Consider the following 21,524-nt stretch of genomic DNA (forward strand, 5'->3'; position numbering starts at 1 on the left):
AATTATGCTATTCTTAAATTACTTTGATGTTTGATGTGCAGACGTTTCTCACCGGCAATCATAAGGGTAATTCCTAGTTTCTTTACCTTATTGTACATGTTCAACGCTGAAGCTGTAGCTTTTGATTCCTTCTTTTTTCTCTCAACAAATAACAGGTTTATGTTACTATTGGATAAGTAAGTTGGAAGTTGTTTCAGCGTATTTTCATTATAGTCAAATACGTACTCTACGGTTTTTTGTCCTAAAAACTCCTGTGGTCTTGGTCTAATGTTGGAGCCTTCTACAATATTAAAAGACTTTAACGGTCTATCCGTAAAAGCAAACAGCGTTTCTAGAAAAGAAGAGTTAGATGATTCTGAGGAACAGTTTAATGTTCCAATGCCAATTTTCATGTCTGGTTCTAGACCATTTTCTTCGGAGACAATCATTACGGACCCTTTAAAAATAGTTAGAACAAAATTAGCTATTCTATCATCAACAGCTCTAAAAAGCCTTGCTTTTCTCCTGCCAAGGACAATAATGTCCGGATTGTTGTTTGCTAAATACCGGGCAATTTCAGTTTTAACGTTGCCAAAGGCACTGGAATAACTGATAGGAACTCCATAATCCTCTGACATAGGTGATACTATACGCTTCATTCGCTTATCGGTTAAAATATATTCGCGGTTTATGGTCCGCATTGCCGATAATTGATTATCCTTTCTAATAATATCAATAGGTTTCCTTACATGGAAAACCTCTAGCTCTCCATCAACCATTTTTGCTAGGCTAACGGAGCTCTTCAAAAGATTATGCAGACTATCTCCCAAAGAGGAAAATAGTACTATCCTGTTTTTGTCCTTTTCCATGACATTTAGCTTAGACTCAATTTTGATTTAGGTCTTGTCTTAAAAAACTCAGTAAAACTATCCGGGTTTTCTACTACACCTCGTTTTGAAACGAGTTGAATGTCTATGTTACGCTCTTTGGCCTTTATGGAAAAATCATCCAAAATTTCAATGATATCCAAATCTAGATATCTTGTTTGGAGTAAGTTTAGTTCCAGATAGGTGTCTCTAGGTAAACTATCCAATTCTTTTAGAATGGCACCTTTGTTAAAAAAGGTAACTTCTTCGGCAAGCGTCATTTTTATTTTGTGTTTTCCGTTGCTTACATCTTCAATGTGAAGAAAATGCGAGTTTTGGTAGCTCTTGATCAAAATAACTACAATACCAACAGCCAAACCTAAACTAATACCTACAAGTAAATCTGTAAAAACAATTCCTGCTACCGTAACCGTAAAGGGAACAAATTGTTTCCAACCCAATTTGTACATTTTGGCAAATAAGGCAGGCTTTGCCAGCTTGTAACCTACAATAAAGAGGATGGCTGCCAAAACGGACAAAGGAATCATATTTAATAGTCTTGGTATAAGAATCACGGAAATCAATAAAAGGAAACCATGTATAATTGCAGATAGTTTTGATTTTCCACCAGATTGGATATTAGCAGAACTACGAACAATTACCTGGGTAATTGGAAGACCACCGATTAAACCGGAAAGAATGTTACCCGTACCTTGTGCAAGCAACTCTCTGTTTGTAGGGGTTACATTTTTCTGCGGGTCCAACTTATCCGTAGCTTCAACGCACAATAAGGTTTCTAGACTGGCTACCAATGCAATGGTAAATGCGGTAATCCAAACTTGAGGATTTATAATGGCAGCAAAATTAGGAAAGCTGAATTGGCCCAAGAACGAGGCAGCATCTTCTGGAATTGGCACGCTTACCAAGTGGTCCGAAGAAATAGCCAAAACTTCACTGTTCTGGGTTACGATAAAGAAAATTATTCCTATTGCAACGGCAACCAAAGGCCCTTGTACCAACTGAAATATTTTCCCTTTTTTTGAAAGTACTTTATCCCATAGAAGTAAAATTGAAAGACCAATTATAGCAACAAGTGTTGCACCTGGACTAATATTGTTAACGGTGTTGAAAATCTCGGAGAAGGTGTTCTCACCATCTACTTGAAAAAAGGCCCAATCTCCTTCTGGATCTGGGTCGTATCCAAAGAAATGAGGAATCTGTTTTAGTATAATGATGATACCAATACCGGTAAGCATGCCTTTTATTACAGAGGACGGAAAGTAATATCCAATAATACCTGCCTTTAAAACACCAAATACTACTTGGATGATTCCTCCAAGAACCACGGCAACTAAGAAATTTTCAAAACCGCCCAATGTTCCAATAGCGGTTAAAACTATGGCCGCCAATCCTGCTGCGGGGCCACTTACTCCAATATTGGAACCACTAAGGGCACCAACTACTACACCTCCAATTATACCAGCTATTAAGCCTGAAAACAACGGAGCTCCACTGGCAAGGGCAATACCCAAACATAGAGGTAAGGCTACAAAAAATACTACGATACTTGCAGGAAGATCGCTTTTTAAAGTTTTGAACATACAATAAAATAGTTTAGTCCCCAATATGAATTAAGGACAAGTTTTAGATAATAGAATACAATGTCTGAAAAATATTATCCTATATGTTCAGGTGGAGGGAGTAGGATTTCAAGTGTGAAATCTATATAGCCCATCGTATAATAATGGCCCATAGTAGCTTGTTCTGACAGCGCTATTAATGAGAAGTCAAAGTGACTGTCGTTTACGAATTTTTCCTCTAACGGAGATTTTTTGACCGTTTCTTGTTGCTCCTCTTCATTAAGGTTTGTTATAATAATGGGGTTATCAACATCCATTAAAGTTATGACACTCGGAGCCATTATGGCAAATAGCCATAAAGAAAGTAACAGAAAACGAGCGAAAATTTTCATAAAAGTTTGTAACAAATGCAAATATAACACCAACCATTTAAATCCTCGTTAAGAAAATATTAAAAATCTTTGAGAATTTTTATGTCATCTGCAGAAATCCACCCTGTAGTGCCATCGGAAATGCGAATTTTTTTCCAATCGTTCAGTTCTTCTAAAACATTAACTTTTGTGCCTTCATGGAGTGCAAAAGTTTCAAGTCCTCTTTTATTGGGTTCCGCTTTAACGCTAGCTTCTTTGGCAAAGACTATAGCAGGTTGGTCTGCTTTAAATTTGTTATGCTGAAGAAAAGCAAAGATTACGGAAGTTACCATAATCAAAAGCGAGATTATACTAAAAATAAATGCAAGTCGCTTTTTGGATGAATAATTGTAATAATAGAAGGCAATATACAACAGCACAAAAAGAATCATGAACACAATGGAGACATAGGCCCATTGGTCATAGCTTAAGGTGCCAATAATACTGTCGTAAATTTTAGAAAGTCCTGTGGTAGGCATTTCATCAATGGCATCTAAAGTCATGTTTTGGGCATACCCCAAATTGTTCTTTATTTCGCTATCGTTCGGTTTCAGCAAAAGTGCCTTTTCATAATAATAGATACTTGGGGCAACTTGGTTAAGCTTGTAGTAGGCATTGCCCAAGTTGTAATATAACTCTGCGGAATGTTCACCGTTTTCCAAAATCTCCAAATAGCTGTCTACTGCCTTCTGGTATTCGCCTACATTATAAGCTTCCGTGGCCTTATCGAACAAAGCGTTGTTCTGGCCGGAAACCGTTAGGGTAAGAAAGGAAACAAATATGAAGAGTATGTTTTTCACTTCGTGATTTTCAAATTGAATTAGTTCTATTTTTTTAAAGTTGCTTGTCCAAATATGATATTACTTCACTGGCTTTGTCATAATCCTGTTGCATTTGTACTTCCGAAAAAGGACTGTAACGTGCCATTTCACAATTTTTAAGCAAAGAAATAAATCCTTCGTTGGTGGTACTATCAACCTGTTTGTCATTCAAGAGGGATGCTATTTTGTCCTTGCTGAATTCCGAAGTTTCTATTTTTAGTTTTGCTTTTAAATAATTGTGCAACGCTTTTTCCAAGGCAATATAAAAACCTTCTTTGTTACCCAGTTCCTTTTTGGCTTTAGAAAGATACTTTCTTGCTAATCTATTGGCCTTTCTCACTTTATTGCCCACCACATCACTCGCAATTGCGTCCCGTTTTTTGCCAAGTAGTATGGCTAAGGGTATGAGTAATAATGGTAATAACAACCACAGATAGTAATTTCTTGTGCCAAAAAAGGTGCTAGAACCAATAGGAGTTAAATTAGGACTCAGTTTTAAGAAGTTAAATTGATTTCCTACGGCTACTGCCTGTTTGTTACTGGTTCCGTTCGTAGGTGAGCTACCAATACTAGAGTTTGTAGGACCTTCTTTTACATTGATTACGATCTCGTCCGATGTAATAGTTTTATAGGACTTTGCATTTGGGTCAAAATATGTGAACGATATACCGGGAATAGGGTATTTGCCTTTAAATGAAGGTACAATCGTATAACTGTTGCTTACCTTACCTTGTGAACCCGATAGGGTAGTGCGTACGTTCTCATTAAATTCCGGCTCGTACACCTCAAGTGAGCCTGGTAGATTTGGCTCCGGCAATTGAAAGAGTTTTAGATTTCCCTTACCGCTAACCTCAACTTTTGCCTGCAAAGATTCGGAAGCGTTTAAAACTGTTTTGCTTGTGCTTACCGAAAAATCAAAATTACCAACGGCTCCACTAAAGTTTACAGGTTTTCCTTTCTCCGGTAATGGCTTTACGTTAATGGTGCGTTTACCGGCCGAAACCGTTTTGTTGGTCTGTGAATAGATCCGGCCTCCAAAGAAATCTCTTTTGTTGGAAGGTACATCTACCGTAACATCTAGGGACAGGGGTTCTATTTCTAGTTTGCCCGATTTCTGAGGATAGAGCACCACACGTTTTAGTATGACGTATCTATACGGTTTTCCTTTATAGGTGCCGTTTTCGGCTACCGGTCTGGAAACGGGAATATCTTGACTCCAAAAGTTATTGTACTTGGGGTTGTCTAGCGGTTGGTAATTGGAAACACTTATAGACGGACTCACATAGAGTTTGTAAACCACGCTCAAACCTTCGTTTAGATAAGGGTCCGTTTTGGAAACCTCTGCGACTAAGTGAAGGCTTTCGTCCGCTACGTCATCTACCGTCATTTTATCGCTAGGCTTATCTACGGCAGCTGTAACTTCAACATCCTTTGGTAAGGATTTATAAGTTTTGCCATCAATAACGATGGTAGCCTGCTTAATGGTCATAGTGCCTCTGGTCGTTGGCGCCAAGGTGTAAGAATAGGTTTTGGAATAGCTACGAACACCATTGATCCAAGAGGAGCTTATAGATTGAGATGGCCCCATCAACACCCTGAAACCTTGAAAATCGGGCGGATTAAAGTTATCACCATCTTTGTTCATGGTAAAATCTACCCGTAACCTTTCATTTATACCCAGCTTCTCTTTGCTAAGTTTCATCTCAAAGGTTATGGCCGCATCATCCTGCGCGCTTACCGAAAAAACAACAAGCATTATAGAGAATAATGCCAAAAGGATTTTATGTATACTGGTCTTTACCAATCTTTTTCGTTTTTAACCTTAACGCCTTTTACTTTCTGGGCGTCTATTTTTTCTTGTACTTTTTTCTCTTCGTTCTGCATGGCTTCCAGAAGATTCTGGATTTGCTGTTTGCTTAATTGGTTAGGACGAGGTTGTTGCTGTTCTTGAGGTTTATCGCCTTGGTCAGGCTGTTTTTTCTCTTCTTCCTTTTCATCGCCTTCGCCCTCTTTGTTCTCGTCTTTTTCTTCCTCGTTCTTATCACCTTCGTCCCCTTGGTCGCCTTCGTCCTTTTTATCTTGGTCTTGGTTCTCTTCTTTATTGTCGCCGTCCTTCTTGTCCTCGTTTTCGTCTTTTTGGTCTTCGTTCTTGTCCTGGTCGTCTTTGTTGTCTTGGTTTTGGTCATTCTGCTCTTGTTCCTTTTCGAGCATCTTTTTTGCCAAAGCTAGATTGTAGCGCGTTTCTTCATCTTTAGGGTCGTTGCGAAGGGCTTCTTTATACGCTTCTACCGCTTTTTGATATTCTTTTCTTTTCATGAACACATTGCCCATGTTGTGATAAGCACGGTGTTTATCTGCCTTATTGTTTGCCAGTTCGCCTGCTTGTTTATAGCGGCCAAAGGCTTCACTATACGTCTCTTTTTTATAGTAGGCATTAGCCAAATTGTATGGAGCAGCTGAGTTTTCGTCACTTTTGGCAATTGCCTTTCTGTAATCTATTTCGGCATCTATAAAATTATCCTCGGAAAGCTCTTTGTTTGCCTCCCAGGTTAAATTTCTAGATTCATCAAGCGCCTTTTCGCGTTCTTTTTCTTCTTCCTGCGCAAAAGAAACGAAACCGATAAAAAACATTATGAAAACTATATTTCTCATTTATTCTATTTCTTTTTCGTTGAATAGATTCAGTTTTTTAAACCACTTAGTGCGCTTATCCAGAACAAATATATCCAATAACAAAAACAACAGCCCAATACCCAAAAACCATTGAAATTGGTCTTTAAATTCAGCAAACTGCTTGGCTTCAAACTCTTTCTTGTCCATTTGAAGAAGCTGGTCCTTTATGTATTCTACCGCTTCATCTGTATTGGCACCGTTAATATATTCACCATTGCCTTCTTCCGCAATGTCTATGAGAACGTCTTCGTTCAATTTTGTAATTACCACCTCGCCCTGCGAATCTTTTTTCAAACTTTCTACAACCCCGTTTCTCTTTATGGGAATGGGAGCACCCTTGGTCTTGCCCACTCCAATCGTGAAAATACGAATCCCCTCTTCTACCGCTTTTTCCACGGCATCTTTTGCATCGCCTTCCGAGTGGTCTTCACCATCCGATAGTATAAAAAGCACCCGGTTGGTCTGTTCTTCATCATTATAATAGGTTGTGGCCAGATTAATAGCTTCGTTGATAGCGGTTCCTTGTGAGGTAAGCATATCCGTATTCATGCTCTGGAGGAACATTTTAGCAGCGCCATAATCCGTTGTAATCGGCAATTGCGGAAACGCTTGCCCAGCATAGGCTATAATACCTATACGATCACTTGCCAATTGATTGATGATTTCCGAAACCAAACGTTTTGCTTTTTCCAAACGGTTAGGCGCAATATCCTCGGCCAGCATACTTTTAGAAACGTCTACAGCAAATACCACATCTACCCCTTCTCTTTTTACGGTTTCTAATTTCGTGCCAATTTTAGGATTTACCAATCCTAAAGTAAGAAAGGCCAGGCCTAACAAAAAGAACAAGAGTTTTAAGCCGGATTTAAAATTGGACTTGTCCGGAGATAAGCGTTTTAACAGTTGGGTTTCGGCAAATTTCTTTTGCGTGCGCTTTTTCCAAAGTTGCAAAAGCACAAACAAGACGATGATGACCGGTATTATGGCCAATAAATAGAAATATATTTTTTCGTCTAATTGAATCATTCTGCTTTGTTCCTGGTTTGAAGCTAATACAAGTTTATGAAATACTGCGCTAAAAATTTCTTAAATAAAACTTCTGAAAAGCGTATTTCTTAGGAGCCATTCCAATAGAAGTAACGCGCCTGCCAAAAGCACCCACGGTCTAAATTTTTCTTCGTATTTGTAATATTTAAACTCCTCTATTTCTGTTTTTTCAAGTTTGTTTATTTCGTCGTAAATAGCCTCCAGTTTTTCGTTATCGGTGGCTCTAAAATACTTTCCTCCGGTTACTTTTGCAATATCTTTTAAGAGGTCTTCGTCAATTTCAACCTGCCGCATGCCATATCTAAAGGAACCGTCACTGTTATAGGCTACGGGAGAAAGGGCATTGCCGTTTGTGCCCAAACCAATGGTGTAGGTTTTAATGCCAAACTCAATAGCAAGGTCTGCAGCGGTCTGCGGTTCTATAAAACCGGAATTGTTTACCCCATCCGTCAATAAAATAATGATCTTACTGGATGCTTTGCTTTCTTTTAGGCGATTTACCGAGGTGGCCAGACCCATACCTATAGCGGTACCATCGTTTAGTTGGCCGTACGTAATTTCACGCAGTGCCCTTAGAACAATAGATTTGTCGCTTGTTATGGGTGTTTTCGTGTAACCTTCACCTGCGTAGGCAACCAAACCAATACGGTCATTGGGTCGTTCCTTAATAAATTCTGCCGCAACATCTTTTAGGGCGGCCAAGCGATTGGGCTTAAGATCCCTTGCCAACATACTGGAAGAGACATCTATGGCCATAACAATATCTATACCCTTGGTAGTTTTTGTTCGCGTTGATATATCCTCGGTTTGTGGTCTCGCCATCGCTACGATTATAGCCGTTAAGGCCAATAACCGAAGTAAAAACAACAAAGGCTTTAATTTTGGGAGGAAACCGGTATTCGCAAAGCCCTTTATCGTGGGAATTTTTAATGAGGCTACCTGTTCCTTACGCTTGTAAAAATACCATAGCACGGCCAGTGGAAGCAGTAATAGCAACCAAAAAAATTCCGGATTTGCGAATGATATATTATCCAACATCTATAATTCTGTTTTTACTTCTACCGAGCCTAAAATTCTATCTACTATTTCTTGGGCATAGGTGTCGCCTTCTAGCCAGTTTATAATAATTTGCTGTTGAAAACCCTTGCCTCCAAAAAGCAAAATGCTATACTCTCCGTCTACCAATTCCTTGGATTCCGGAACGGGAAACTTACCGCTACCAAAAACTTTTATGCCCTTTACACCTGTAACCGTGGTAAATTCTTCTTGCTTGGTTATGATATTTTTTGCCCCTTGTTTTTCTAAGTTCTGAATAAAAGCTTCAATGGATTTGTTGAATTCAGGTTCCACTTCCTGTGTTAGTGTTGTAGATGTGGTACCCACTGTAAAAAACCCTTCATCATTTCTGTACATGAACATTTGAAGGTCTTTTATGTTGGCCTTCATATCTGGTGTAAGCTTCGTCTCCTGTCTTTTAAGAACTTGGGGTGTTTCTAGGCTAATGGGAGGATAACCGTAGGAACTGGATACCCAATCCCCTTCCAGTAATTCTTTTGTAGGATGGCCCAAAACGGTGTCTTTAACATATGTGAATCCATAATAGGCAGTAGCTGCTATCCCTGCAATTAAAAGTGCCCCAAAAATAGCTAAACTGGCGTAGACAATCTTTTTCTTTTGCTTTTTCTTTTCGAGTTCTTCTTTGTATTCTTCCTGCTCCATTAATTCTTCAACCGTAGGTTCGGGAAGGGCCTCGTGTGTTTTATGAACTATTTGCTCAATGGATTGGCGGTGTTGTTCTGCTACTGAGGTATCTGGTTTTGATTTTGCGAACTTTACTAAATCAGCAGTCTGAAGAATGCGTTTGAACTGTTGAAGTGTATCGTTGTCTATTTTTAGCTCTCCAGCGTCCCTTAACAGTTCCAGTTTGGTAATAAGTTCGTCCGTGGTACTCTCCAAGGCAGAAACATGTACATCTTCTTCTAGGTAGGAGCGGACAATATCGGTTAGTTCGGAGTAATAGGCCTTATACTCATCTTGAATGAGGTACTTGGACTTTTCTAAGTTTTTAAGTTCTAGTATGGCCCGGTCGTAAGGGGGTAGAAGTGCTACTTTTTCTTCTTCCGTTAACGGTTTTTTTCTAAAGAAAAACCAATAGACCAAAGCTCCTATAAGCAATAGAACTAGAAGTATGCTTAAAAAGATTTTCCATAGGTGCGAGTTGCTTTTTTCAACCTCTATTAGCGGTTTAATGTCGTACATCTTTTGCGCTAAGGTGTCTACGGCTACGTTGGCTACGTTTATGACTTGGGTAGAATCGGTCAAGAAACCTTCTCCGTTAATTTCTATGCGCTGTGCAGGTACTTTGTACGAGCCGGAATCAAACTGAGTAAGAGCGTAAATCTTCTGCAGGGTCATACGGTCGTTCTTACGTGTGGTATCCGTGGCAAACGCCTCTACCGTTTCTAAAGGGGAAAAGGTTTGCCCTTCCGGAAAGATGACCTGTGCAGTGGTATCCGCTTCAACTGTAACCGTAAATTTTATCTGCTCACCAATTTTTATAGAGGTGGTATCAACAGCGGTGTGAACCTTGGGTTTAGTTTGTGAAAAAGCAGAAAAACCTATGCATAGAACGCATAGTAAAAAGCATCGTTTTAAAAGCGATGTAGAATTGTTTTTAGAGTTTATAAAGTATTTTTTTAGCATTAACCTCTTCGCTTAAAATAACCCAATAATTTTTTCACATAACTTTCATCTACCCTACAGCTTAGGACACCACAGCCAGATTTGGTAAACGTTTCCTGAAAATAATCTACCCGTTGCTGGTAGTAAGCCCCATAAGCCCTTCGTACACTTTTAGACTGTGTGTTCACTAGGCTTATTTTTCCCGTTTCCGCATCTTGCATCTGTACCATACCTAAATTGGGGATGCTTTCTTCGCGCTCGTCGTAGACCCGTATACCTGTAAGATCATGCTTGTTGCCCGATATTTTCAGGGTCTTCTCATAATCCTCCGCTATAAAATCCGATAGTACAAAAACTATGGCCTTTTTCTTCATTACGCTACTGAGAAACTTAAGGGCTTCGGCAACATTGGTCTTATTGCTTTTGGGCTTGAACTCTAATAGTTCCCGTATAATACGTAGTACATGACTCTTTCCTTTTTTAGGGGGAATGTAAAGTTCTATCTGATCGGAAAAAAGAATAAGACCGGCCTTGTCATTGTTCTGCATTGCAGAAAACGCCAAGGTAGCCGATATTTCTGTAATGACGTCTTTCTTGAATTGGTTGCTTGTTCCAAAAAGTTCGGACCCACTTACATCTACCATGAGCATCATAGTGAGCTCACGTTCTTCCTCAAAAACTTTAATGTAAGGTTCATTGTAGCGAGCGGTAACGTTCCAGTCAATATTACGGACATCATCGCCAAATTGGTACTGGCGTACCTCACTAAAGGTCATACCGCGCCCTTTAAACGTAGAGTGGTATTCCCCGCCAAATATATGATCGGACAGACGGCGCGTCTTAATCTCGATCTTCCGTACTTTTTTTAGTAACTCTTTAGTATCCATTTCTCAGCAAACAGTTTTCAGCAAGCAGTTTTCAGTGGTAGCGACAAGACGTCAATTACTACCGACAACATCTGCCAACCGCCCACCTTTTAAGGTACTTCGATCTCGTTAACAATCTTGTTGATGATTTCCTCGGAAGTAATATTCTCTGCCTCCGCCTCATAAGTAATACCTATTCTGTGGCGCAATACATCGTGAACAACAGCTCTAACGTCTTCAGGAACTACATAGCCCCTTCTTTTAATGAACGCGTAACATTTTGCCGCGGTGCCCAAATTTATACTACCCCTTGGTGAAGCACCAAAACTAATTAATGGTTTTAAATCTTCAAGGTTATATTTTTCAGGGTACCTGGTGGCAAAAACTATATCAAGGATATATTTCTCTATTTTTTCGTCCATATACACCTCACGAACGGCATTTTGGGCACTTAGAATTTGTTCTATGCTTACTACGGGGTTTACTTTGTCATAAGCCCCAAGTAGATTTTGGCGCATAATCATCTGCTCCTCGTTCAGTTTGGGGTAGTCAATAACGGTCTTTAGCATAAAACGGTCAACCTGCGCTTCCGGTAAAGGGTAAGTTCCTTCTTGTTCTACCGGGTTTTGCGTTGCCATAACCAAAAACGGTTTGTCTAGAGTAAAAGTCTCATCCCCAATGGTAACTTGTTTTTCTTGCATGGCCTCCAAAAGCGCGGACTGCACTTTGGCGGGAGCACGGTTAATTTCATCCGCGAGGACAAAATTTGCGAAAATCGGACCTTTCTTAATAGAAAAATCGTTCTCTTTCATGTTATAGATAAGCGTACCCGTTACATCAGCAGGTAAAAGGTCCGGTGTAAACTGAATTCTGCTAAAACTACCTTTAACGGCTTTGGAAAGCGTATTAATAGCCAAGGTTTTTGCTAGACCCGGAACACCTTCCAACAAGATGTGGCCTTTGCCTAGTAAACCAATAAGCAATCTTTCGACCATGTGTTTTTGGCCAACGATCACTTTGTTCATTTCTAATATTAATAGGTCGATAAATGCACTCTCCTGTGCAATTTTTTCGTTTACCGCATTAATATCTACCGTAGTATTTTCTTCCATATTTCGTTACAAATTTTGGTTCGGGCCGGTTGTTATTAAACAGGCATGCAAATTGAAAATTAATTAGCTGCTAGGCTGTTAACGATTGGTTAAAAAAAATAGAGAAGCCCTATTTTTATGAAGTTTTTAAGGGATTTCTTTTTAATTTAACCGCTCTATGCAAAAGAACAATTTTTATTCCAAAGTTATAGCAGGAACTATGACTTGGGGCAGTTGGGGGAAAGGTTTTTCTAAATCCAGTATGATCGATGTAATGACACACTGCGTTGAAAATGGGATAACAACCTTTGATCATGCCGATATATATGGGGGTTACACTACCGAAGAGGATTTTGGAAATGCATTCAAAGATGCTGGTATTGACCGAGAAAAGGTTCAATTTATTTCTAAATGTGGAATTCAATTGGATGCCGAGGCCCGAAAAAACCATGTAAAACATTACAATTACGATACGGAATACATCATTTGGTCCGCAGAACAATCACTTAAAAAGCTAAATACCGAATATCTAGATATGCTTTTGGTGCACAGACCTAGCCCGTTAATGCATCCTGAGGCCATAGCCAAAGCAATTTCCAAACTTAAGAAACAAGGTAAGGTAAAAAGTTTTGGGGTTTCTAATTTCTTTCCTTCCCAAATTGCACTCATAGAATCAGTCATCCCTATAGAAGGTAATCAAGTAGAGTTTTCCTTAACAGAGAACAAAGTAATGTATGACGGTACCTTAGATGATGCTTTGGCCAATAAGAGAATGGCTATGTCCTACAGTCCTTTGGGTTCTTATTTTAGAAAAGATGATGAGGTTTCTAAACGGATAAAAAAGGCCATGATTCCTATGTCGGAGAAGTATGAAGCTACAGTAGACCAATTGCTTTTGGCCTGGGTAATGAGGCACCCTTCTAACGTATTCCCAGTTGTGGGTACAGCTACCAAATCTAGACTATCAGCAGCTTTAGAAGCAACAAAGATTGAAATGGATAAAACCGATTGGTTTATTCTTTTGGAAGCCGCCAATGGTTATGAAGTTCCTTAAAAATAGATGTTATGAAAAAGACCGTATTAATAACAGGAGCCACTAGTGGTATTGGCCGTGCAACGGCAATTCTTCTTGCCGTTCAGGGGTTTAAGTTGGTGCTTTGTGGAAGAAGACAGGAACGTTTGGATGCTCTTGAATTTGAGTTGAGTAAAAACTGTGAAGTGGCAACACTTAATTTTGATGTACGCGATAAAGATACCGTACTTGAACGTATAGCTTCATTGCCGGAAAAATTTTCCAATATTGATGTGTTAATTAATAATGCGGGCAATGCGCATGGTCTAGATCTTATTGATGAAGGAAATATTGAGGACTGGGATGCTATGCTTGATATTAATGTTAAGGGGTTGTTGTACGTCTCCAAAGCTGTCATTCCCCAAATGGTAAATAAGAGGTCTGGCCACATTATAAATATCGGGTCAACTGCGGGTAAGGAAGTATATCCTAAAGGCAATGTGTATTGTGCAAGTAAACATGCTGTAGATGCGCTCACCAAGGGAATGAGAATGGATCTTAATCCATACGGGATCAAGGTTGGGGCTGTTAATCCGGGAGCCGTAGAAACGGAATTCAGTAATGTGCGCTTTAAAGGAGATGATGCTAAGGCAGATTCAGTCTACGATGGGTTTGATCCACTAAAAGCAGCGGATATTGCCGAAATTATTCACTTTGTAGTTACTAGACCTTATCACGTAAATATTGCAGATTTAATTGTAATGCCCACTGCGCAAGCATCGGCTACTATATTGAACAGGTCGTTATGATCAATAAACGCCTCCTTGTAAAAAATCTGCTAGCTCATAATGACGAGAACAGTTTTTATGACAAGAAGCGTTTTATCTCTATTGGGGAGAAAGAGGGTAAGGCAAAATTCTTAAAACATGTTTGTGCCTTGGCGAACAGCAACCCTAAAAACAATTCGTTTATAGTTATTGGAGTAGAGGACGAGGATAATAAAATTGTTGGGGTAGATTTTTTTGATGATAGTAAGATTCAGAACCTGGTAAATGCTTATCTGGATAACCCACCGTTAATTTCCTATGAGAATATTCCTTTTCCAAATTTGCGAGAAGGTAAAGTTGTAGGTCTGGTTACCATACTTTCTAACGGAAAGGTGTGTGCCTTGCGCAAGAATATTTGGAAATATTACGGCGGAATGGTTTTCTTTCGTGAAGGGAGTATTAGTATGCCAAAAGCATACGGTGTAGTGCTCCAAGATATAAATTCTAGCACGGTTGCAACGATAGAGCAGCATGCAAGGAACAATATAGAATTGACACTAGATGGGGTAATAGATTTTATTAATAACCGCCATAAAAACCTGAATAGTGACTATAAAGTTTTTAAAGAGCAATTTGTAGTCTGCTGGGCGGGAAATAAGAAAACGGTCAAAAATAACGTCTATTTTTCTCGGGTAGATATTGAATTGATCAACGAGCAGGTAAAACTTTTTTATTCGGCATTAGATGAAATTAGTATTGCCTATAACGATGACTCGTTTACTATGATAGAGTATGTTCAGCTTGGGCTGGGTGCCAAACAGAGGTATTTTCAATTGGAAAAAGTAGTGATCCATTTTTTTGATAATGGGACTTATAAGATTGAAAGCGACCTAATTTTTGAACCTCCAAAGTACAATAAGAAAAACCTATTCCACATCTGGAACGCCAATAACGCCCTTCTGGGTAAAATTCAGAAAAATATAGAGCTAAAACCTTCTGAAAAAATAGATTTAAAACATCTGCCAGATAGCTATCTCATCTGTTATTTAAACGGTTTTGAAGAGGCCAAAGAGCAAATGGAGGTGGCCCGTAGATTATTGAAAAAGAATTACCCTAAGGTCTATCTTGGTATAAAAGAGGCCCTTAGAATCTTAAGAAAGGTTAGGTATAATTAAAAAAAATGTTCAATTCTTGAATACGGTGTCATAATCAGGTAAAGAAGGAATAGCACCATAACCTGTTGTAGTAATTGCACCGGCCCTGTTGGCAATTGATACCATCTCTACCAGTTGATCATAATCCGATAGGATAAGGTGAGGGTCCCCTATATTGGCAATTTGGTATAAGAGACAACCAATAAAAGCATCGCCGGCCCCGGTAGTGTCAACAGGCGATACACTTATGCTTTCTACCGTAGTTTTTTTGTCTACTGAACTTACTAAAGTGCCGTTTCCGCCTAAGGTAACACATATGGTAGGGCATCCTATTTCATGTATAGCGTTGCAGGCACGTTCCAAGTCCGACTCCCCTGAAATTAATTGAGCCTCTTCCTCACTGAATTTACACAGATGGGATTTTTCAATGAACCTCATACATTTTTTAATAAAGGCTTCTTCTTCCCCTTTCCAAAGGTCTTCCCTAAAATTAGGGTCAAAACTGATAAATGCATTTTGCGTTATGGCATCAAATAAATAGCGGTCATAGGATTCCTCAAGACCACCGCCTAAGAACCCCGTTGCCGCACCAAAGTGAGCAATATTACCTTTTAGCTGCTTTTTTAAAGAGGAGTCATACTTTAGCTTTTTGTCCGCGCCCCGGCTAAAAACAAAGTCGCGTTCACCATCTTCTGCTAATGAAACAAAAGCCATAGTCGTAAAGGTTTTAGAGCGTTGTGCTAGTGAAATGTCAACCCTGTTTTCTTTGAGCACATTCAAGAGGAATGTTCCAAAAGGATCATTGCCCACTGCACCTATAAATTGACCTTTACCTCCTAGTTTAGAAATGGCGCAGGCTACGTTTGCAGGTGCACCTCCAGCTTTTTTGGTGAATTCTTTAGCTCTGGAAAGGTCATTGCCTTGCTTTATGGCTACAAAATCTATAAGTAACTCTCCTATGCAGTATATGGTTTTCATTGGTTCCGATGGATTGATTAAACTGGCGCTGACAAATGCAATTACTACACTTTACAATATACTGGTCCAGTCTTAAATTAACTCTCTAAGTAAAAAGTTAGTAAATTTCATGAGGTGCTTCCTCTTGTTTAAGAAAGGTAACAAAATCAAAATTAAATATTTTGTTTCTATGTTATAAATTATTTAGAAGACCATTATATAAATGTTTGTGCTAAACAAAAAAGCCACTTAATTTAATAAGTGGCTTTGTAGTTGTTATTGGTGTAATAGATTAGTAACCGGGATTTTGGGAAATATTTGGGTTTTGGTCTATTACATTCTGTGGAATAGGGCTCATGTATTGACGAGGTTCAAATTTAGGTGTAAACTTTACTTCTGGCTCAACACTGTATGTCCAAACTCCTGAATTATCTGAAGGAACTGTGTTTCTAATAACCATGTTATGTCTGGCAACACCCATTGTTTCTTCTTGTTGCATTAGGCGTTTGTTATCATAATAGCGCTTGTTTTCAAAACAAAGTTCAACTCTGCGTTCGGTATGTATGGCATCCCTCATTTCGTCTTGGCTTAGCCCAGCGGGAAGATCAGGAAGGTCAGAACGGTTCCTGATTTTATTAATAGCGTCGTACACAGTTTGGTCCGGACCAACGGCTTCGTTTTGAGCCTCGGCATAATTCAGTAGAACTTCTGCGTATCTATAAAAAAGATCGTTCTGACCGCTGGCGTCGTTACCGGGTGCCGCGTCAGGATTCAAACGTTTTTTTTGGTAGTATCCAGAATCACCCACATCGGTTGAACCTGCAAGGTCTATCTGGTTGGTTTTATCGGGGTTGGTGTAAGTTTCATCAATTCGGGTATAAATGATATCTTCTTCTGGCATCCAATCCAATTTGTAAGGAGCTCCATCATAAACAATGAAATCATAGAATCTTTTTTCCCTATTTTCATATGGGTTTTGAGGATCATACCCAGAAGTGGGGTCGGTTATCGGTTTTCCGTTTGCCATGGCAAATTGATCTACAATCTCCTGGGTAGGGTTGTAGTTTCCCCAAGTCATATATTGGCCTAATACATAGGTGGGGCCCCCACGCCTTTCATAATTGGACCCCATGCCGCTAATGTTCGCAACGATTTGTCTGTCCCAAATTACTTCTGAATTGTATTCATTAGATGCTCTCCATAAATTGGGAAGGTCATCGAACAAATCGTAAATACCACCGTATTCATCTATGAATTTTTTATTGGTGGCAGCGGCGGTCGCCCATCTATTGGGGTCTGCGGTTGCAAAGTGAACAAAATTTTCTGTATCCGGTAAATAGCTAGAGCCACTATTGAATAAGGGGCTGGCGCCAAATAGCTCAATCCACCCTTTTAGAGCCAATGCTGCACCTAAAGTTGCTCTACCGGCATTTGGATCTCCGTTGTTATATTTTATTTCCAAATGGCCATTATCAACTATACTACCCAACTCATTGACTATAAAGTTGAAGGTTTCTTCAAAAGTGGCTCTAGGGATGAGTAGTTCTTCTTCCGTCATTGTATTTCTGTCCAATGGTTCGGTTAGAATTGGGAGACCGCCTATATGCATAAAAAATTCGCTGTAGAAATATGCTCTTAGAAACCGTAACTCATCTATACGTTGATTGTAATATTCTGGTGTAAAATTTTCTTTGTTGGCTTCCAGTTCTTTTAACCCTGTATTGCTTTTTCTGACCTTTTCAAAAAATTTCTCCCATGTATATCCGTTGGTAGGCCCATAAGTTCCTCCCCATGGGCTATCATTACTTGAGCCCGGAGCTTGGCAAATGCCTTGCCTCCAGTTAGATGCTGTGTAATAGTGACTGATGTTATAATCGTCCGTATAATAGTCCAGTTGTTCGGCCAGGGTACATATGCGAGGTATTTCACTATACACATCATTGACAAAGATATCGGCGTTACCTTCGGTCTGCCATTGGGTTTGATCCGTAAGTTTGGACTTGTTTTCGTTTTCCAAAAATTCTTCGGAATCGCACGAAAAAGATAGTGTTATAAGCAGTAGACAGGCTGCCTTAAAATAATTTATATTATATAAGTATTTCATGATTTCTATAAGTTTTTGATTAGAAGGAAATATTCATTCCGAATGCCAATGATTTCATTATTGGGTAGGAATTTTCGCGATCATCATATCCCAGTTCAGGGTCAATAAAATCTAACTTGCTTATGGTAAATAGATTTTGAGCCGTAAGTGTAAAACCAATTGAGGAAACATTCAGCTTTTCAGTTATGGTTTGAGGCAGTGAATACCCTAGAGAGGCCGTTTTTAAACGAAGGTAGCTTGTATCTACAATCCAAAAATCTGAATCTTGGGTGTTATTGGAATAAGGAGATGGCGTAGCTCTTGGGTATCTGGCGCCTTGGTTATCTGGAGTCCATCTATTGTTAAAGTATTCGTAGGAAGTATTACTTCCGTTATTTGCAAATGGGGAAGTCAAGAATGTCTGAATATTTATATCAGAACCTGCAGTTCCTTGAAAGAACAAAGACAGGTCAAAACCTTTATAGCTTACGGAAGAGTTTAGTCCGTACGTTGTAGAAGGGTAAACAGGTTTTCCAATAACAGTTTGGTCATTAGAATCTATTTTTCCATCAGGAACACCGTCTGGGCCACTCAAATCTGCATACCTTACATCTCCTGGGTGTAAGTCTCCAAATTGCTCAACATTATATCCGTCTGTTGCGTTTATAATACCATCGTTATTAATGTCGTCCGCAGTAGAAAATAAACCTAAAGATTTATAGCCATAGGGAGTGCCAAATGGTCTTCCAACTTTAGTTCTGTTAGGATTGTCACGTTCGGCATCACTTTGGAAAACCTCGATCATATTGTTTTCAGAATAGCTCATGTTCGCATTTATGGAAAGTTGTAGGCCATTATCCCATTGTTTTTGCGTTCCAATACTAAACTCAAAACCGTCATTGTTCATTTCTCCTTTGTTTTCTTGAGATAGGGCAAGGCCGTATTCAACAGGCAAAGTCACCTGAGGCGTTAAAAGCATACCTGTTCGGTCTTCATGAAAATAATCGAATTCTACGTTAAGTAGTCCATTGTACATGGTAAGGTCAAAACCAATATCTAATTTTGTGGAGATTTCCCAAGTAATATTAGGGTTTGGTTCATTTTCAATTTTAGATCCCTGAACTAAAACACCGTTGCCATAGGCATAGGCATTCCCTCGTAAATCATATCCGGCGAGGTATTGAAAGTCCGCAAGCTCGTCATCAATATAAGGAAGGTTTCCTGATTTACCCCAAGAACCTCTTAACTTTAAGTTGTTTACGTTGTTTACGTTTTGCATGAATTTCTCTTCTGAGATACGCCATGCACCGGAAAAGGCGGGAAAATAGCCCCATCTGTTTCCGGGAGCAAAAGAATAGTGTCCGTCATACCTACCTGAGGCCTCAAAAATATACTTGTTTTTATACGTATATCCTAAGCGGTATACATAACCAAGCTCAGAAGCGGTATTAGAAGATCCTTCATTATCGTAATCCAACTTGTCTGAACTACCCAGACTTAACTCGTCTATCTCAATGGCAAAATTGTTCCTTCTTGTGTTAAAGTAGTCGCCTTTGGTTTCTCTGGCTTCTGCTACGAACAATCCTGATATGGCATGATCACCTATTGTTCTATTATAATTTATATATCCTTGGTAGGTGAACTTCTTTAGTCTTTCATTTTTTAACTGAAGCCAAGTGTATGGAGCACCGTTGCCTTCTTGTAAAGAAATGGCTTCTGTATATGTGTAAGGTTGTTGTGTTAGGTCTATATTATGGTATTTATAAGGAACGTGCCAAAGTTTGTCGTTTCCTTGTTCATTATCAAAACTAAAAACACCTTTAACGCTAAGGCCTTCTATAAAGGGTAATTGTTGTTCTAGGTATACGGAACTAAGCAGAGTATTATCTTCTTCTCTATTGTAACCATCTGATCTTAACACTCCAACTGGAGTGTTCGCAGAAGATTCTCCCCACTTGTCTCCTTCCGGGTAAAGTAAGGTTTGGGTAGGGACAAATTTGTAGAAACTCCGCATGAGGTGGGTTGGTGTTTCATCGGCATCAATTCCATCCGTGTTTTCAATTGTGCCAAGTAGTGACATACCTACTTTAGTATTGGCGCTTAAATTTGCATCTATATTAAGATTGTACGAGTATCTCTTGTATCCTAATGGTTCAAAAATACCGCTTTGGTCATAATAGCCTAAGCCGGCATGATATTGAATATTTTCTGTTCCTCCGCTTATTTCAGCATTGGTAATTTGAATACCTGAATTTTTCTTGAATATTTCTGGAAAATTTGCATCGGGATACCGGTAAGGATCTTGTTTATGTAAGGAAGGGTAATTAGCAATTAAATCCGGATCATTTGGAGGAGTAGTTCCATCAGGGTTTAAGTTAAAATAACCTTCGTTCTGCAGCGCCATATAGTCTTGTGCGTTCAGCATTTCAGGAAGGTAGGTAGGTTTTTGAAAAGCATACGAAGTGTTAATACTAACAACGGGCTTTCCCGATTTTCCTTTTTTCGTGGTTATTAATATTACCCCGTTAGAGCCACCAATACCAAATGGTGCCACGGCTGCGGCATCTTTTAGAACAGTTATAGTCTCAATAACGCTGGGGTCAATTTGACCAATGTTATCTCTTCTAATACCGTCTACTACAACCAAAGGTTTGTTGTTTCCTGTAGTTACAATACCTCTAATATGGATATCAGGGTTGTCGTTACCGGGTGTACCTCCATTAGGTCGCATGCTTACCCCGGCCATTCTACCCGCAAGCGATTGTGAAATATTCGCAGCAGGTACTTCGGCAATTTCAGCACCTTTCAGCGTGCTAATGGCCCCAGTAACCGTAGCTCTTTTTTGGCTGCTGTAACCTACTACTACAATTTCATCAAGGGCGGCCGCATCGGTCTCCATTGTTACTTCTACAGAAGTTTTATCCGTAAAATCTATTTCCTTGGTTTTATAACCAATGTAAGAGATGCTCAAAATATGTTGATCACCTTCTGCTTGTAAAGTAAAGTTACCGTCAAAATCAGACGTTGTGCCTACCGTGGTTCCTTTTAAGACAATACTAGCACCAGGCAGAGGTTCTCCTAAGTCGTCATAAACGGTTCCTGAAATGGTTGGTTGTTGTAGGGGATTTTCATTTTCTGTAATTTCTGCATTTGCGTTTAAGAGTGTTAATAGGCAAATGGCCGTGGCTAATATTTTCTTTGGTCCCCTGACCAAAGAATTAACCGCAGAGAATAGTAGTTCCTCTTTGTTTTTCATGTTGAGAAGTTTTTTGTTGTGAAAGGTTAATTGAGTATCAAGGTCATAAACGTAGTTAAAATCCTAAGATTTATGAAAAAATTATGCAAAAAATTTCAGACTTTGCAAAAATTTGCATAATTCAATTGTCATTGTGACAATTTAGGCTTAGGTAGGTTGGTTGAATGACGACACAACTCTAAATTAACTAATCCAGTCCTACAAACTCTCTGTTAAATTGCCCACCCCTTCTTTGTCCCTTTTAAAGAAATCCACTACCTTATTACAAATTTTTAATAAC

17 protein-coding genes are annotated in these 21,524 nt (G+C 39.2%); 3 read left to right on the forward strand and 14 right to left on the reverse strand.

Annotated elements, in window-relative coordinates:
- Positions 1–2: 2 nt before the first annotated feature.
- The 11 genes from KO513_RS12235 to KO513_RS12285 form a co-directional block, all read right to left on the reverse strand.
- Positions 3–848 (reverse strand): universal stress protein, encoded by an 846-nt coding sequence (locus tag KO513_RS12235; RefSeq protein WP_215913601.1) that lies wholly within the window; start codon positions 846–848, stop codon positions 3–5.
- Between the two features lie 5 nt (positions 849–853).
- Positions 854–2,446 carry a SulP family inorganic anion transporter gene (locus KO513_RS12240; protein ID WP_215913602.1) on the reverse strand — a complete coding sequence of 531 codons (1,593 nt, stop codon included), beginning with the start codon at positions 2,444–2,446 and terminating at the stop codon, positions 854–856.
- A gap of 74 nt (positions 2,447–2,520) precedes the next feature.
- Positions 2,521–2,817, reverse strand: a complete 297-nt coding sequence (locus KO513_RS12245; protein WP_215913603.1) for a hypothetical protein — start codon at positions 2,815–2,817, stop codon at positions 2,521–2,523.
- A gap of 59 nt (positions 2,818–2,876) precedes the next feature.
- On the reverse strand, positions 2,877–3,635 hold the full coding sequence (locus KO513_RS12250; protein WP_215437192.1) for a tetratricopeptide repeat protein: 759 nt from the start codon (positions 3,633–3,635) through the stop codon (positions 2,877–2,879).
- 34 nt (positions 3,636–3,669) lie between these two features.
- Positions 3,670–5,412: a BatD family protein gene (locus tag KO513_RS12255; RefSeq protein ID WP_215914026.1), complete on the reverse strand. Its 1,743-nt coding sequence runs from the start codon at positions 5,410–5,412 to the stop codon at positions 3,670–3,672.
- A gap of 41 nt (positions 5,413–5,453) precedes the next feature.
- On the reverse strand, positions 5,454–6,308 hold the full coding sequence (locus KO513_RS12260; protein WP_215913604.1) for a tetratricopeptide repeat protein: 855 nt from the start codon (positions 6,306–6,308) through the stop codon (positions 5,454–5,456).
- Positions 6,309–7,355, reverse strand: a complete 1,047-nt coding sequence (locus KO513_RS12265; RefSeq protein WP_215913605.1) for a VWA domain-containing protein — start codon at positions 7,353–7,355, stop codon at positions 6,309–6,311.
- A gap of 60 nt (positions 7,356–7,415) precedes the next feature.
- Positions 7,416–8,414, reverse strand: coding sequence for a vWA domain-containing protein (locus tag KO513_RS12270; RefSeq protein ID WP_215913606.1), 999 nt, complete (start codon positions 8,412–8,414; stop codon positions 7,416–7,418).
- Positions 8,415–10,079 (reverse strand): BatD family protein, encoded by a 1,665-nt coding sequence (locus tag KO513_RS12275; RefSeq protein WP_252735781.1) that lies wholly within the window; start codon positions 10,077–10,079, stop codon positions 8,415–8,417. It lies immediately after the preceding gene.
- Positions 10,079–10,945, reverse strand: coding sequence for a DUF58 domain-containing protein (locus KO513_RS12280; RefSeq protein WP_215913607.1), 867 nt, complete (start codon positions 10,943–10,945; stop codon positions 10,079–10,081). The genes KO513_RS12275 and KO513_RS12280 overlap by 1 nt, the downstream gene beginning before the upstream one ends.
- 89 nt (positions 10,946–11,034) lie before the next feature.
- Positions 11,035–12,036, reverse strand: coding sequence for an AAA family ATPase (locus KO513_RS12285; RefSeq protein ID WP_215437203.1), 1,002 nt, complete (start codon positions 12,034–12,036; stop codon positions 11,035–11,037).
- 157 nt (positions 12,037–12,193) lie between these two features.
- Here KO513_RS12285 and KO513_RS12290 point away from each other — a divergent pair, with 157 nt between their 5' ends.
- Genes KO513_RS12290 through KO513_RS12300 form a run of 3 tightly spaced genes read left to right on the forward strand, consistent with a single transcriptional unit; the run spans position 12,194 to position 14,969 of the window.
- Positions 12,194–13,069, forward strand: a complete 876-nt coding sequence (locus KO513_RS12290; RefSeq protein WP_215913608.1) for an aldo/keto reductase — start codon at positions 12,194–12,196, stop codon at positions 13,067–13,069.
- An 11-nt stretch (positions 13,070–13,080) separates the two neighbouring features.
- On the forward strand, positions 13,081–13,836 hold the full coding sequence (locus KO513_RS12295; RefSeq protein WP_215913609.1) for an SDR family NAD(P)-dependent oxidoreductase: 756 nt from the start codon (positions 13,081–13,083) through the stop codon (positions 13,834–13,836).
- The gene (locus KO513_RS12300) at positions 13,833–14,969 is read left to right on the forward strand and encodes an ATP-binding protein (RefSeq protein WP_215913610.1); all 1,137 of its coding nucleotides are present in this window, start codon (positions 13,833–13,835) and stop codon (positions 14,967–14,969) included. The genes KO513_RS12295 and KO513_RS12300 overlap by 4 nt, the downstream gene beginning before the upstream one ends.
- Positions 14,970–14,978: 9 nt before the next feature.
- On the opposite strand, the gene KO513_RS12305 is transcribed toward KO513_RS12300, so the two are convergent.
- The 3 genes from KO513_RS12305 to KO513_RS12315 form a co-directional block, all read right to left on the reverse strand.
- The gene (locus tag KO513_RS12305) at positions 14,979–15,926 is read right to left on the reverse strand and encodes a carbohydrate kinase family protein (protein ID WP_215913611.1); all 948 of its coding nucleotides are present in this window, start codon (positions 15,924–15,926) and stop codon (positions 14,979–14,981) included.
- Positions 15,927–16,197: 271 nt separating this feature from the next.
- The gene (locus KO513_RS12310; RefSeq protein ID WP_215913612.1) at positions 16,198–18,009 is read right to left on the reverse strand and encodes a RagB/SusD family nutrient uptake outer membrane protein; all 1,812 of its coding nucleotides are present in this window, start codon (positions 18,007–18,009) and stop codon (positions 16,198–16,200) included.
- 19 nt (positions 18,010–18,028) lie between these two features.
- Positions 18,029–21,244: a SusC/RagA family TonB-linked outer membrane protein gene (locus tag KO513_RS12315; RefSeq protein WP_215913613.1), complete on the reverse strand. Its 3,216-nt coding sequence runs from the start codon at positions 21,242–21,244 to the stop codon at positions 18,029–18,031.
- Positions 21,245–21,524: the final 280 nt, after the last annotated feature.

This window comes from Zobellia sp. B3R18 (assembly GCF_018860715.1).
Taxonomy (GTDB): domain Bacteria; phylum Bacteroidota; class Bacteroidia; order Flavobacteriales; family Flavobacteriaceae; genus Zobellia; species Zobellia russellii.

What these genes read in the sequence shown, in the direction of transcription:
- KO513_RS12235 (WP_215913601.1), bottom strand. Translation starts at nt 848, where the DNA reads ATGGAAAAGGACAAAAACAGGATAGTACTATTTTCCTCTTTGGGAGAT.
- KO513_RS12240 (WP_215913602.1), bottom strand. Translation starts at nt 2,446, where the DNA reads ATGTTCAAAACTTTAAAAAGCGATCTTCCTGCAAGTATCGTAGTATTT.
- KO513_RS12245 (WP_215913603.1), bottom strand. Translation starts at nt 2,817, where the DNA reads ATGAAAATTTTCGCTCGTTTTCTGTTACTTTCTTTATGGCTATTTGCC.
- KO513_RS12255 (WP_215914026.1), bottom strand. Translation starts at nt 5,412, where the DNA reads ATGCTTGTTGTTTTTTCGGTAAGCGCGCAGGATGATGCGGCCATAACC.
- KO513_RS12260 (WP_215913604.1), bottom strand. Translation starts at nt 6,308, where the DNA reads ATGAGAAATATAGTTTTCATAATGTTTTTTATCGGTTTCGTTTCTTTT.
- KO513_RS12265 (WP_215913605.1), bottom strand. Translation starts at nt 7,355, where the DNA reads ATGATTCAATTAGACGAAAAAATATATTTCTATTTATTGGCCATAATA.
- KO513_RS12270 (WP_215913606.1), bottom strand. Translation starts at nt 8,414, where the DNA reads ATGTTGGATAATATATCATTCGCAAATCCGGAATTTTTTTGGTTGCTA.
- KO513_RS12275 (WP_252735781.1), bottom strand. Translation starts at nt 10,079, where the DNA reads ATGCTAAAAAAATACTTTATAAACTCTAAAAACAATTCTACATCGCTT.
- KO513_RS12280 (WP_215913607.1), bottom strand. Translation starts at nt 10,945, where the DNA reads ATGGATACTAAAGAGTTACTAAAAAAAGTACGGAAGATCGAGATTAAG.
- KO513_RS12285 (WP_215437203.1), bottom strand. Translation starts at nt 12,036, where the DNA reads ATGGAAGAAAATACTACGGTAGATATTAATGCGGTAAACGAAAAAATT.
- KO513_RS12290 (WP_215913608.1), top strand. Translation starts at nt 12,194, where the DNA reads ATGCAAAAGAACAATTTTTATTCCAAAGTTATAGCAGGAACTATGACT.
- KO513_RS12295 (WP_215913609.1), top strand. Translation starts at nt 13,081, where the DNA reads ATGAAAAAGACCGTATTAATAACAGGAGCCACTAGTGGTATTGGCCGT.
- KO513_RS12300 (WP_215913610.1), top strand. Translation starts at nt 13,833, where the DNA reads ATGATCAATAAACGCCTCCTTGTAAAAAATCTGCTAGCTCATAATGAC.
- KO513_RS12305 (WP_215913611.1), bottom strand. Translation starts at nt 15,926, where the DNA reads ATGAAAACCATATACTGCATAGGAGAGTTACTTATAGATTTTGTAGCC.
- KO513_RS12310 (WP_215913612.1), bottom strand. Translation starts at nt 18,009, where the DNA reads ATGAAATACTTATATAATATAAATTATTTTAAGGCAGCCTGTCTACTG.
- KO513_RS12315 (WP_215913613.1), bottom strand. Translation starts at nt 21,244, where the DNA reads ATGAAAAACAAAGAGGAACTACTATTCTCTGCGGTTAATTCTTTGGTC.